Source organism: Neobacillus sp. 204, assembly GCF_046562815.1.
GTDB lineage: Bacteria > Bacillota > Bacilli > Bacillales > Cytobacillaceae > Neobacillus.
This window is the reverse complement of record NZ_JBJORY010000002.1, coordinates 41903-55340: the sequence shown is the minus strand read 5'-3', so window position 1 is coordinate 55340 and position 13438 is coordinate 41903. Positions and strand designations below refer to the sequence as shown.

Genomic DNA, 13438 nt, shown 5'->3' with positions numbered 1-13438 from the left:
GATTTACTCCATTTGACTTCTGTACTTATGATATCCGTTATTAACTGCTAAGGTTAAGTTCAAAAATGAATCACTATCTCGATTAAACAATTCTCTAAAAATAAATTGGAAATAAACTCTCTGAGAATTACCAATTTTTTTTGAATTTTTCCTTATTAAATCTAATTTTGCTAATAACTCTAATAACCACTCTCCGTTTTCTCCATTGTAAGTTATGCTTACTATTTCATGCTTTATATCATTGAAACTATTTATTATCTTAAAATCCTTTAATTTTCCTATTGCTGCACCAAAACCAGTTAAAGCCTGCGACTTATTAAACACCTTATATGCATATTTCCCAAAAGGTTGCCCATCAATATCTAAGGCATATCCTAAGTCCTCTTGTAAAACATCAATACTTTGACCTTCGGTTAATTCATCTACTTTTCTTATGAATTCATTATATACTTCCAAAAACTGTACAAAAATATCATCTTGTTGATTTTCTTGGGCTAACTTTTCTAACCCTCTTACATTATCTAATATATCGAATCTATCCATAGGAAGCTCGTCTCTGGAAAGGTATGAATTAAAACCTTCTATCACGTCTTTAAATTTATATGCACCTATCCTATTTACCGCCTCATCATCTACTTCTGTTATGAGTTCTATACCTTCCAACTGTTCTGGTAAATATTCTTTATACAACATCTCAATTTGATGCCTTATGGACATTGGTGTTTGGCCCGTATTTAGTGTTAGCATTCGGTAGAGAATACCAAATTTATTAATACCCAGGTATATTTCTAATCTTATTTTATTATTATAAAATTGTTCATTTATGTAGTTTTCATTTTGTATCTCCTTTTCAACATCTAGCATTGTAAATGTACGTTGAAGACCGTCTAAAATAATAAAATTTGTTTTATTGTCGTTTATATATTTTAATGTCTCATTGTCAGTCATGTCTACAAAATGGCTTTCAGTATTAATCCCATTACCTAAAGCAAGAACTATCGAAGGGAGAATACAACCAACTCTTAAATCTTCTTTTAATAATGAATATACGGTGTTAGAAGACTTAACTCTTTTTCTCTGCAATTGGTTATTATTTATTATTTCTTGTGCAAATTCTAAGTATTCTTTAACAGTGGTTTCAATAAAAACGTTTTCGGCTTTTATCCTTTGGTCTGTGACTCTTGAAATGATCCTCACGAATTTACCTCCTGAACTTTGTAATTAATCGTTACTTTTAATTTCTCATATTTTCTATTGTAATTCAATTAGAGTTTACAATATTTTCTACCAAGATGGGTTTTAGTGTTTAATATATGGAGAAACGGTCATACGTGTCCGAGTACTATAAAAGTCACCGGTTCCTCTTTACAGTTTCGAGAATTAACGTCCATAATAACGTTACACAAGGCATTATAACTATATGAATCTGCCCTGTTTTTATGATAGGGTAGCCACCACCGTTTCTTTCCATTAATGAGCATTCAATAATGAGCCTCCTTTTAATAATCTATTATACATACATCTCTTTCTGAAGCATCGGATTGTAAAGAAATACGGCAAGAGGAATAAAAAAAAACGTTCCTAGCATAGTGCCGTGTCAACATAGTCAGTTACCATTAAAGTAGAGTTCTACGGTAACGTCTTTGCGCTTATCGAAAATCAGTATTAGTAGCGGTTTGTAGCTGCCTCTTTCGTTATCATTTAACTGATACCGAAATAAAGCTAGGCGCAAAAATCTCCATTGTACAGATAGCAATTATCAAGGTTTCGAGCCTTAACGCTCATTAATGTAGTGTATTTCTGTTATACTCTGGGTCAAAACCGTTAATTTTGACGCAGAGACTTTACATATACGTTCAATCAATCTAAAGAGATAATACGTAATTGACTTGCTCTGCATCAATATACGTTGTAATAAACTTCGCTAACGCTCAGTTGAATCCTGCTTAGCGCAGTCTTCACATAATATACACGTTTATATTTATTTGATGATACTGAAGCTGATAAGCTTTGGTTACATCACCGAGCCGTTAGGCGAAGGTTATTACGTTATATACTTTCTCTTAAGACCTATACGCCTCGAACCCTTGATACAACTGGTTTTCTCAAGGTTTTTAGCACGATAAATTTGCTAGATTTTATTAGTCATAGTGATACCCTAACTGAACCGATTAAAATCAGCGGTTGTAATTCGTCAAGGTTCCGGATTCCACGTCCATCTTCGTCCATCACCAAGCACATAGCGTTACAACATATCTCCCTTGGTTCATGATACGGTAACCCCAATACACTATTGATCCATATACGTTCCTCTTCCGACTATACGTTTGACTACATAATCTAACGTTTTGTCTATATATCATAAAAAAATGACCGCCATTTTTGACGATCATCATTAATTAAATTAAAGTTGCCCGTTAGCATAAAAAGAAAAGCTGTATCGATAGGCTGCTGGTTCTTCAATGCATCCATCACTTAAACAAGACAGGGTCAATCACTGGTTTATAAAAAATAGGGTCAGGGTTTTACTTTTATTATCCTCCGATTATCGACCTTTGTAATATCTCCAATCTTAATTCGCAAAAATAAAAACGCGCCAACCTAAAAAGTCGGCACACTTATATTTATATCTTTTTTATGTCTACACCCATCTCTAAAATTCGAACAACCATAAAACTCACCTCTTGGTCCCCTCCTTCGAACCATATAACCACCACAAGAAGTGCATTTAATTGGGTTCTCCAACACAGATACATCTTTTATAGTGTGATTACACATCGGGTAATTGCTGCATCCCAGAAATCGTTCCTTATTGCTGTTATTGGGCCGTAACATTAAATACCCCTCCACACATCGAGGGCATCTTGGATTATTCGATTTGATGGTATTGCCTTCTAGGATTTTATAATCAATCCCAAAATCATCTTTTAGTTCTTTCACGAAAGACGACATATTCATATCCGGAACTAAAATGTAAGTATCGTTTGTCGTTCTAGTCAACGCCACATAGAACAAGCGGCGTTCTTCCGCAAATAAATATTCGTCCGGAGCTGTCAAAACCAATGATAGAATTGGGTCATCTGACATTCGATTTGGAAATCCGGTGTTGCTGTTTGAAGCGTTAATTATAATGACATTCTCCGCCTCAAGGCCTTTGGATTTATGGGCCGTTAGAAAGAACATATTTAATTTAGGGTATTTCTTATATTTAACATTCACCCCATCCTTGGTTTCAACGATATTAAAGTCAGGATCCTGCCCGATGACCTTAATATCAAAGTTATTTCGCCCTAGTAGCATTATCTCAGCTTGTTTCCCATATTTATTAATAATTTTATCAATGATGTGTTTTAAGGTCCTGTACACTTCTTGGCCAACATAACCGTATAGTTTTATCGGGTCTTCATTCCTTTTACCAGACTTTAAATTCTTTTTTATTTGTATGTTGTTCTTCAATATGAAGTTCCCAGCATAATTAATCAGTTCCTGAGAATTTCGATAGGTATTTTCAATCTTTAACATTTCACTATGCTCAAAATACCTTTGGAAGTTGGTAAACAGGTTGATATCGGAACCTGCAAAACGGTAGATGGATTGCCAGTCATCACCTACCGCCAATATCTTAGCCCCTGTGATATCCCTGATTTCTTTTATGAGATTAAAGCGGCTGACCGAAACGTCTTGGTATTCATCTATAATGATGTACTTATATGGAAACGTGACTTTTCCGCTTCTGATCGCATCGGTGGCCTCGTTGATCATATCATTGAAATCAATTTTATTTCTCTTTGAAAGCTGTTCTTGGTAAAACAAGTACACAGGCTTTGCAATTTCTAAGAAGATCTTTGTGCGATTATAGAAAAAGAGGTTCTTGCTATCCAAGTGTCTGATCATTTGGTCAAACATCTCAAACTTGTACCCATTTGATTTAAAAAGACTTAATAAAGATGAGATAAATTTGATAAATTCATCAAAGTGATTGGAATTTTCGGTATCGTAGATTCGATTGAAGATATCAATGAAATCGACCTCTTTGAAGATGACGCCTTTTTCCAGTAACTTTTTCCGAAGGGTTTCCAATAGCATACCGTCCTTATTTAAGTACGAATAGGTTTCAATTAACGCTGTCCCATTTTCGGAGTGGATTTGCCTTTTCCACTCCATCCCATCCGTGTACTTACTTTCTTCGAACTCACTTAACCAGGGAAGGGTCCCCTCTTTCGTCACGCCAAAATGTTCAATATAAATATCATATTCAGGCAAATAGAAATCCGGTTTATACTGCCGATACTGTTCGGTAGCTGTTTGGATCGGGTAATCCTGTTCATACTCGTAATCGACGCCATTCAAGAATAAGAAGTTCGCGAGCATCACTTCTTCTAGACTTTTTACCGTTTCCCCTGCTAATGTGGTCTTTTTGTGTTTTAACTGTTCGGCTTTGTTTTGTACATATTTCCCTTCTATTTCTTCCGCCATCACCTGTTCTTCATATTTACTTCGAAGGGTTTGCAAATCCAAGTTCTTCTGATAATGGAAGGCTTGCCCCAAATTCTCAAACTCTTCAATATCAATCGGGATGTTTAAATAATAGCCGAAGTATTCAATCATTCTTTTTAACTGCATTGGATCATCATACATTTCATCTTTGAAATAACCCTTTATGATTTGAGCAACATTATCTTCCACGCCGGGCATCTTTTTCTTTTCTTTTGCAATGACTTTCATCCCTAAGCTGTGAAAGGTATTGACATCCACATCGATGTTCAATCTGTTCTTGATCCTTTCCCGCATCTCTTCTGCAGCTTTTCTTGTAAACGATACAAGAAGAATTTGTTCCGGTTTTACCCCCTTTTTTTCTACGAGGTATTTCACCTTTCCGGAAATCGTCAGTGTCTTCCCTGAACCAGCACCGGCCACAATGAGATTTCCATCTTCGTCGGTAATGACCGCTCTTCTCTGCTGCTCGTCTAGGGATTTTCCATCAATAACATCAAAAAACTCACTCATTTCCTTCAACTCTTTATCGACGAAGGTTCTATTCATTTCCTTTACCGACTCTTGATCAAATTTAGAGAAGTATTCTAAGAACCAATCGACATTGGCCATATTGGGATTGTTGGAGCTAAAAAATGCATATATAACGGATTTCTCCGCTTTGATTTGATTAAACAAAGAATGAGATATGTAATAAGTTTGGTTTTCCATCAACGCATTGAATTCATCCACTCCATTGTAGTAAAACTCGAGCTTTTTATTGATAGCTATTATTTCAGCTTCAATCGAATCGAACTTTTCTAAATATACAGCACAACGTTTACGGTACTTCGATTCAAGTTGAACAATGCTCTTAGGTCTCCATTCAAGCGGGTATCGGTATACATTCTGTTTCACCTTCTCAGCATTACCGAATATATTTTTTTGTTGAGCTGTTAGGATTGAGTCCTTGTATCTTTTTTTGATTTCTTCGCCTCTTGCATCCGGTATTAAGGTGATGGATTCTTGAATACTCTTTATTTCCCTCTCTATTTCACGGACCATTCCGCGCATTCGTTTTAGTGCTTTTTTTAGTAATGGCTTATGTCTTAATAATAGGAGTTTTGTTAAATAAACCTTAAAGTAGCCCATACTGTTTCCCCTTCTGCTATTACTTTCCTAGCATTAAATAGCAATATCCTTTTATTGTTAGTTTAATTTTACCAATATTTACGTAATTCCGATACCTAGGATAAGTAATTTGCGAGATATGGTTCTAACTTCAGATATGGAGTTTGTTGAACCACAAAAGTTCGAAGCATTCCCCTACTATGCAGACGATTGCCTTCAGCAGTCATTATTTTAAACAACAATTAAACGAGATATCTGATGATTGGGTTTTGTTGGCCGCGTCTGCAGACGCCTATAAAATCTTAATTCCCTTATGTAAAGATCTAAAATTATTGGTGTTGACCATCCCAGTAGCAGGGCAAAAAAGAAGATTCAAACAGCAGTAAGAGAAAATCCTTCTTCCTTTATCGAGAAAATTCATAGTCTATAACTAGGGTCTCCGGAATTTTGGAGATATCCAGAATTATAGATGCGAAAAAGCAATTCATACGAGTGGCTATTATATATACAAATTACTAGGGGAACATCGATGAATAGGAAGATAGTGCTATAATGTACCTGCCAGAGAGAAAAAAACGGTCGGTTCGATGGAGGGAAATGAGATGGGGAAAAGGGTAAGCGTTTGGCTTGTGTTGATGATTTTTCTGTTTCTACATTCTACTAATCTCGTATTAGCGCATCCCGGGAATACCGACTCAAATGGCGGTCATACGTGCCGGACCAATTGCGACGACTGGGGGCTGAGGTATGGAGAATATCACTATCACAACGGAAATTCAAATGGAACGGACGACTATACTAAAGGTTACACCAAGGGCTACGAGGTAGCGTATAGTTATACGTCTCAATGCAAGGAAGATTACAAATGGTGGTGGGAGGGGTCACAGGCTTACGGAGATGGATTTGAAAAAGGAATTAAAGAGGGGCAGGACGCTGGGTTGGAAGTTTGCTATGAAACGAGCAAACAGGAAGGATATGATCAAGGCTACGCTGATTACCAGGATGGAGTAGACTTCGATTCCGGCAACTCAGAGGATTACGCCCCCGCCTCCTATGAAGAGGGCTATCAAGAAGGATGGGACGGGGCCGGAGCGGAAGCTCCATCTGAAGAGGAAGAAGAAGCGGTTGCGATTGAACCAGCAAGTACGAGTGAAACAGAAGATTGGAATATGTATTCGGACAAACTAATCTATGAAATGGGATACGACGAGGGATACGAAGCGGCGCAGGAAGGTTACACCTACGATGATTACGAAGAGAAAATCGACAGCAGCCAGCTGGGCTATTACAAAAAGGGATACCATACAGGCTATATGGACGGCGGTGCAGGTAATCCGCTGGATTATACCATCTACCTTGCATTTCAAAAATATTGGTGGGCCACTACTGCCGTAGGAGTGAGTGCGGTGCCTTCTTTCATTTTATATCGAAAGAAGAAAAAGAAACAAAAAGTAGAAACCACACCACAGTGATTGCGCGATTCTAGGGCTGAATATCTCTAGATAGAAATGAAGTTCAAAAACAATGGAGTGCAAAGGCACGAGGAAATCCTTGTGTCCTTTTTAGCTTCAAAAATATAGACTCATATCATATAGCTCGTGGTTTTAAAAATAATGTCTTATTCCACTAACGTGCTTCGTGAGTTTAACAAAGCCCCCGATATTTCTGATTTCGAAAAAAATTTTTTTGATCGATTTGGCTATTCAGCCGACTGATTTTATTAAAACGCACCTCTCCTTTCCAACTCGTCAAGGATTCGATATTTGATGTCCATATGTACGTTACAACAGGCAAAGTTCGATATGGCATCAGGGCATTGTTCGTGATATGGTAGCCCCTTTATCCAAAAAGAAAGACCGCTCTATAAGTAAGAAACGATCTTTCCATGTCTATTCAATGTTAGCAACTGCTTTCGATTTAGATTCTTAAGTATTTATTCAGCAAGGTCGTCACAAACGAGATGATATTTTCTTATGAAAAGGGATGTAGCATATCGCCTGCATTTATGATTATTAGAATAATGTTTATCACAGCAAACACGAAGGCCGGTGCCGTTTTGCTAATCGGATCTTTGACCCTGAAATGCGCGAGGCACGCCAGTAGCATCGTAATTCCTAGCCAGATGCCTGCCCATGCGACCATCCCCACAAACCAGTAGCCAATGATGAGTGCTATAGCTCCGACTAATTGGACTAAGCCCGTAACGACACGAAACCATTGAGGTAGTTTAAGATGCATGAAAATTCCGACCCAATATTTGGCTCCTATGATCTTTGCGAATCCTGAAAAGACATAGTATAAGATCAGCAAACTTTGAAGAACGATGGAAAGTACGGACATTAAGATTTCCTCCTTTTTTAGTAACTTAAAACTCGAGTTACTGTTCTGCTAACACCTCATACAATGTTATGTCTTTCAGATGAAAAAAGAATAAAAAATAATTGTATACCGAACCATTATTTTTAAAGAAACGGGGGCGATCGGATCATCTTAGATTCCGAGATTAAGCGTTTATGTATGCATAACACCAGGCAAACATCGATATGAAATGCCCCCTTTGTTCGTGATGGGATAGCCCTCCTCCCTTAACCCAAAGAGACTATTAAAACGACAGTATTAATGCATCGATATCTCCTTGAAGTGTCATAACTTTTAAGTATTGACACCGATTTCCAGGGGCAGTATTATCAAGGTATCTAACGGTGTCATAACTTAGATTCATAAACCAAGGAGGGAAAACGATGAAATATGGCTATGCTAGGGTAAGTACTATAAATCAGGACCTGGAAGCACAACTCAATGCGTTAAAGAACGAAGGATGCGAAGTTATCTATTCTGAAAAGTTCACAGGTACGAAGGCAGACCGCCCGAAGTTTAAAGAGGTATTAGCGAGCCTAGCACAAGGCGACACCCTTGTAATAACGAAATTAGATCGCTTCGCACGTTCTACAGTCGATGCAATCAATACAGTAAAAACACTATTCCAAAGAGGCGTCAAAGTACATGTCCTAAATATGGGATTAGTCGAAGACACCCCTACTGGAAGGTTAATACTAACGATTATGAGCGGTTTCGTAGAGTTTGAACGTGATATGATCGTTGAACGGACGCAAGAAGGCAAGGCAATCGCTAAACAACGTGAAGACTTTCGTGAAGGTAGACCACCTAAGTTCGAAAAAAAGCAGATAAAACACGCTTTACATTTACTTGAGACAAATTCTTATAAAGAAGTTGAAGCGATGACCGGTATATCAAAGAGTACGTTGATCCGTGCTAAAAAGAAGCATGAGAAGGACATAAGGTAAGAGAGATAAAATAGTAATAGGCGGCTTTTATCCTTGGAAGTTGTGTCTTAGTTGGTTTGTAAAGCAAAAAACCCACAATAGCTTTATAATGATTATTAAAAATTATAAGAGAAATGGGGTTCTGTATTTGAATAGTAATCCGCAAACATTAATTAAAAATATTATCTTGAATATTTCATCTGATACTGTAACAAATTTAATGAATCAATTAATTTTACTTGCGCATGAAGCAGAAGATTTTGACACAGAACGTTGGGCTAAGTTAGAACTAAATGGCTATTTTGATTCTAATCCTGTTTTCCAAGAACAAGATGAAATTCCAAAATACAGATTTATTGCAGGGCAGTATTATGACGTTTATGGTAGTCCACTTATATTTGATAATCCTGATTTACACTTTATTACACAGTATCCACTTAGACAGCCCCTTCCTGAACTTGAGAATTTGATTAATAAAGACAAATCGCTAGCTATTGTTGACCAGCATGCTCTTAAATTACTAAGAGACCATTTAAAAGTAAATGTTCATCAGTTTCTATTCACACCGACTACCGTTATAGGGGTTCTATCCGCTATTCGAACTCAAATCCTAGAACGGACACAAAAAATTAAAGCGAAATTAAGTATAATTAATAATGATGGTCAATCGGAAAGTGAATTTGCTCTTAGTGGATTACATCCTCGGGTAATAAATGTTGCAGGAAAACTTTTCAAAGATGGGTATTATCGTCAAGCACTACTGGATACCTATATCGCATTGATTGAACAAGTTAAAGCAAAATCTGGTCGTTATGATTTAGATGGGACCCAACTAATACAGCAGGTACTCTCACCTAAAAATCCTAAGATTGTAATTGGTGAGGACGCAGACGAAAGAATGGGTTTTATGTGGCTTTTTAGTGGAGCTGTTATGGGAATTCGTAATCCTAAGGCACATAGACTTAGCACTGGGATGAATGAAGATTACCAACGGACATTAGAATTACTTGGATTTGCTTCTTTTCTTTTCAGAACTTTAGATGATTCTAGCGTTTCTAATAATTGAGCGGTAGATTAGGGCGATGAATAACGTTGAACATCGTCTTTTTAATTTCCCTAACACTGGAATGTCACACGTATTTCGGAATAAAATAACGTTTTAGCACGCTGAATGGCTTTGTAACAACAATTTAACGTATCAAAGGATATATGATTATCCCCCTCGAAGTTTTCCGAAAAGTGACGGCTTCAATGTCATATTGTCAAGCAAATTCACTTTACTAATCGATTAAAAATACCTTCCAAACGCTTGGTACATCTAGGTTGTGCAACTGCTGATCCGTAGACCCCGAGGTTTCAAGAAACGCCATTTTCGGTCAAGCTGCATCAAGTGAAATACGGATCTAATCCGTCCACATAATAAATCCATTTGACGAAATTAAATGCTATTCAGACGTTAATCATATATCCTAGACAGTTACATAGACGTTTAAAGTTACATTAACGGTAACGTCGAATAACTCAGTTAACTCCTTTGTTTTAGCGTATTCATCGGTTATCCTCATTTTGTAAAAATAACGACTTTTACTTTAGTATGGTTATGTTAACGTATAATCGTTTAATCGTCATGACGTAATAAACCTCACTAACGCTCAGTTGAATCCTACTTATGCAGTCTTCTAATAAAATATACCGTTTATAATTTTTTAGATGTTACTGAAGCTTATAAGCTTTAGTTGCATCACCGAGCCGTTAGGCGAAGGTTATTACGTTACTACTTTTATTTAATCTTATCCTGATTTGTTAGAATACTAAACGTTAAACGTTATCTATAAGAATAAGAGTTAAACACACGTAAAAAGAGCCCTGCGCCTCACAGTCTCAATGGATTTACCGTGTTTTTTAATGTATCATATTTGCACAAAAACTGGGCATTGGAGTATCATATTTTCACAAATGCCATTTTTTCATTTTGCTTCCTTTAGTGTTTGTAATTCCTTTTCCTTTTGGTACAATTTCATGGTTTCCTGGAAATCGGCCCGAACCGTTTCTGTATATTCCGTTTCTTTATTCATGCGGTACATTAAATCCGGATTAACACGGTATATCGAAACGCCATGAGAGCCGATTTTTGCAACAACACCTCGTTTAGATAACTGATTCATCAACCTATTGATGGTTTATCGATCTATGCCTAGTAATTCCGCTAGTTCGCTTTCAGACATTGGATCAAGAGCCTTGTCGTCCTCTTCATTTGGATTTGTACACAGCAGGAACGTCTTATAATGAAAGTACGGTAGAATTGCATACAGTAATCCTGCGAGCTGAATCGTCAAATCATATTCCTCCTTGAGTTTCGTTGTAAACTGCTGATATAACTTGGTAAAATATCCATCGTTTACTACACCGATTGTGTGGTACTCGGAAGATACGCCATAAACGAAGCTCTTACCTTCTCTTTCCTTGTACAGAACGCCCGCTTCAACTAGCTTGGGTAGTAACCTTTTCGTCTATGGAACACTTTTACCAATAGCCTTCGAGATGCTATTAGCATTCATTCTGCAGCCTCGAATCGTTAGTTCACCTTTTCGTTTTAGGTTCATATACGGAAGCAGCAGAAATACTGCTCCCATTTCTTCAAGCGTCAATTTACTAGATAATGATTTTATCGCATCATGGTAACAAGCAACCCAATTTTTTGATCGCCCGTTAATAATCGCATAATCACGTTTAAGTTTTCTCTTATACGCTTCTCTTTGTTCGTTGGAAGTAACTGTGAATTTATTGGGATCAACTAATTGCTTGACTTCACCTGTTTCGTTGTTTAACCAATATTCAATTCCGCTTTCTGTCATTTTATATTTCGTATGACCCACTATGTTATCCATATTAAATTCTCCTATTCTTGTACTTTAGTAATTTTGGTAAAAAAGACGGTTCGTTGTTCATTTATTGTGATTACTAAGATACAACCCTACGATTAATAATTTTTTTATGTTCTTTTTGTTTTCCAGGATCAGGCGTGCGGAAAAATCTGCGTCCTCCTTGATTACGGCTCCAACATGTTCTTCATTATGTCCCTTACTTAAAAACTGAGCATAAATCTGTTCATCATTTAACTTACGATTTACTACCATATCTGTAATATTCGCATGTAAACTTAAATTGATGTCACAATCAAATGTACCGTAATGCAATCCATTAACTTCTAGTCGAAACCAATGTCGTTTGTCTGACTGTTTTTTACTAGGCTCAGCTTTGCTCAAAATATGGACTTGAACACCTTTGCTTGGATCACCGACAATTGGCTCTTTTGAGCGTTTTTTACGAGCATGTTCACTTAGTGTTAGTACCTCAAGATTTTGCCTGGTATTATTTAATCCGTTGCCATCTATATGGTGGACTTGCATTCCCTTAGGTGGATCCATTAGTAGACGATGGACATACTTCCCTCTGCTCTTAACATAAAAAGTACGGCTAGTTTTGTCCCATGTAACACAAATGTTATAACCACGACTTTCTAGAATATTAATATCCTCTGTACTAATCCGAACCTCTAGTAATCGGTCAAGACTTTCAACATAAATTGTTGTAGTGCCATCTCCGTTGTGCTTATATTTATTTTTCATCTGGACTTAAACCTTTCTCCTTTAGTTTATTTTGAAGCTTTTCAATTACCCAATTTTCTATAGCGTTATTAATACTCTTCTCGTCCGTTTCGTTTATTTTCAATTCATCCTTAATTGACTCAATTCGCCGAATTATACTATCAAGTTCTTCCAACTGAATTCCTCCATTTTTGCGTTAGCAAATTCATTTGTTAACTTATATTCCAAATTTAGATTTTTTACCCTCTAGTTCTAGCTCCTGTCACGGTGCCCACGTAATTTTTCTTTTATTATGGGTACTATTATCTCAAGTAGTTTAGTGTCGATCTCTTCTATAATCCCCATAAAATCAATACCTATCATTATTTCTTTTTTATAATTATGTAATTCTCCATATGATTCTATTAAGAAATTTACAAGGTCCAATTTGTTTTGAGCAGTTACTAGATCACTACATCTAGCTAAACTCCAAATTAAATTCTCATACATTTCACGTTCCACTTCTAGATCACAGTAACAATCAAGCGTACACCATAAACTCTCTAATCCTTTTAAGTCCTCTTTAGTAAATTTTTCTTGGTTAAATGTGTTCATTTGTAATTCCTCCATATTAGATATATTTGGTTATTTGCTACATTTCTTAAGCGACTGGAAAGGTTTATAAAGTGGTTGCTAAGTTAATTAGAAACACGCTCTGTAAACACATTGATCTATTATTGCTGATGTAACCATTTTCAAATCACCTCCTTAACTGTTCTCATATAGACAGTCCGGCCCATTTCGAGGTTTGTAACGCACTTAGACAAAATTTTTTTATTACAGTTGTAACCGTTGAATAATCTGAACCCTGAGCAGCTGTGAATTGGTTTTTCCAAATACTTTTATAACGAAAAAAAATACGCAACCTCAATGGCTGCGTATTTGAAATTAACGACATATATA

The 13438-nt window shown here is 36.6% G+C and carries 13 protein-coding genes; 4 read left to right on the top strand and 9 right to left on the bottom strand.

Features of this window, described 5'->3' with window-relative positions:
• Positions 1-3: 3 nt before the first annotated feature.
• Positions 4-1197 carry a hypothetical protein gene (locus ACJ004_RS04405; RefSeq protein ID WP_410891354.1) on the bottom strand — a complete coding sequence of 398 codons (1194 nt, stop codon included), beginning with the start codon at positions 1195-1197 and terminating at the stop codon, positions 4-6.
• 1404 nt (positions 1198-2601) lie between these two features.
• On the bottom strand, positions 2602-5625 hold the full coding sequence (locus ACJ004_RS04400) for a UvrD-helicase domain-containing protein (protein ID WP_410891353.1): 3024 nt from the start codon (positions 5623-5625) through the stop codon (positions 2602-2604).
• A 146-nt stretch (positions 5626-5771) separates the two neighbouring features.
• Here ACJ004_RS04400 and ACJ004_RS04395 point away from each other — a divergent pair, with 146 nt between their 5' ends.
• Positions 5772-5990: a hypothetical protein gene (locus ACJ004_RS04395; protein ID WP_410891351.1), complete on the top strand. Its 219-nt coding sequence runs from the start codon at positions 5772-5774 to the stop codon at positions 5988-5990.
• 216 nt (positions 5991-6206) lie between these two features.
• A complete protein-coding gene (locus tag ACJ004_RS04390; RefSeq protein ID WP_410891349.1) occupies positions 6207-7076 on the top strand; it encodes a YHYH domain-containing protein in 870 nt (289 codons plus the stop codon).
• A 499-nt stretch (positions 7077-7575) separates the two neighbouring features.
• Here the strand turns inward: ACJ004_RS04390 and ACJ004_RS04385 are convergent, their stop codons facing one another.
• Positions 7576-7914 (bottom strand): DoxX family protein, encoded by a 339-nt coding sequence (locus tag ACJ004_RS04385; RefSeq protein WP_410891347.1) that lies wholly within the window; start codon positions 7912-7914, stop codon positions 7576-7578.
• Positions 7915-8345: 431 nt separating this feature from the next.
• Here ACJ004_RS04385 and ACJ004_RS04380 point away from each other — a divergent pair, with 431 nt between their 5' ends.
• Positions 8346-8909, top strand: coding sequence for a recombinase family protein (locus tag ACJ004_RS04380; RefSeq protein WP_410891346.1), 564 nt, complete (start codon positions 8346-8348; stop codon positions 8907-8909).
• Positions 8910-9036: 127 nt separating this feature from the next.
• Positions 9037-9954 (top strand): TIGR02391 family protein, encoded by a 918-nt coding sequence (locus ACJ004_RS04375; RefSeq protein ID WP_410891345.1) that lies wholly within the window; start codon positions 9037-9039, stop codon positions 9952-9954.
• Positions 9955-10855: 901 nt separating this feature from the next.
• On the opposite strand, the gene ACJ004_RS04370 is transcribed toward ACJ004_RS04375, so the two are convergent.
• From ACJ004_RS04370 to ACJ004_RS04345, 6 genes are all read right to left on the bottom strand, one after another.
• A complete protein-coding gene (locus tag ACJ004_RS04370; RefSeq protein WP_410891343.1) occupies positions 10856-11053 on the bottom strand; it encodes a hypothetical protein in 198 nt (65 codons plus the stop codon).
• A 15-nt stretch (positions 11054-11068) separates the two neighbouring features.
• Complete coding sequence (locus tag ACJ004_RS04365; protein WP_410891341.1) at positions 11069-11224, bottom strand: hypothetical protein; 156 nt, start codon at positions 11222-11224, stop codon at positions 11069-11071.
• A gap of 174 nt (positions 11225-11398) precedes the next feature.
• Positions 11399-11776 (bottom strand): hypothetical protein, encoded by a 378-nt coding sequence (locus ACJ004_RS04360; RefSeq protein WP_410891339.1) that lies wholly within the window; start codon positions 11774-11776, stop codon positions 11399-11401.
• Positions 11777-11833: 57 nt separating this feature from the next.
• Complete coding sequence (locus ACJ004_RS04355) at positions 11834-12517, bottom strand: HNH endonuclease (protein ID WP_410891337.1); 684 nt, start codon at positions 12515-12517, stop codon at positions 11834-11836.
• Entirely contained in the window at positions 12507-12671 is a 165-nt protein-coding gene (locus tag ACJ004_RS04350; protein ID WP_410891336.1) for a hypothetical protein, read from the bottom strand. The genes ACJ004_RS04355 and ACJ004_RS04350 overlap by 11 nt, the downstream gene beginning before the upstream one ends.
• 77 nt (positions 12672-12748) lie before the next feature.
• Positions 12749-13090 carry a hypothetical protein gene (locus ACJ004_RS04345; RefSeq protein ID WP_410891334.1) on the bottom strand — a complete coding sequence of 114 codons (342 nt, stop codon included), beginning with the start codon at positions 13088-13090 and terminating at the stop codon, positions 12749-12751.
• Positions 13091-13438 lie beyond the last annotated feature (348 nt).

Coding starts and splice junctions, on each gene's coding strand:
- ACJ004_RS04380 (WP_410891346.1), top strand. CDS start 8,346: ATGAAATATGGCTATGCTAGGGTAAGTACTATAAATCAGGACCTGGAA.
- ACJ004_RS04345 (WP_410891334.1), bottom strand. CDS start 13,090: ATGAACACATTTAACCAAGAAAAATTTACTAAAGAGGACTTAAAAGGA.
- ACJ004_RS04390 (WP_410891349.1), top strand. CDS start 6,207: ATGGGGAAAAGGGTAAGCGTTTGGCTTGTGTTGATGATTTTTCTGTTT.
- ACJ004_RS04370 (WP_410891343.1), bottom strand. CDS start 11,053: ATGAATCAGTTATCTAAACGAGGTGTTGTTGCAAAAATCGGCTCTCAT.
- ACJ004_RS04355 (WP_410891337.1), bottom strand. CDS start 12,517: ATGAAAAATAAATATAAGCACAACGGAGATGGCACTACAACAATTTAT.
- ACJ004_RS04360 (WP_410891339.1), bottom strand. CDS start 11,776: ATGGATAACATAGTGGGTCATACGAAATATAAAATGACAGAAAGCGGA.
- ACJ004_RS04400 (WP_410891353.1), bottom strand. CDS start 5,625: ATGGGCTACTTTAAGGTTTATTTAACAAAACTCCTATTATTAAGACAT.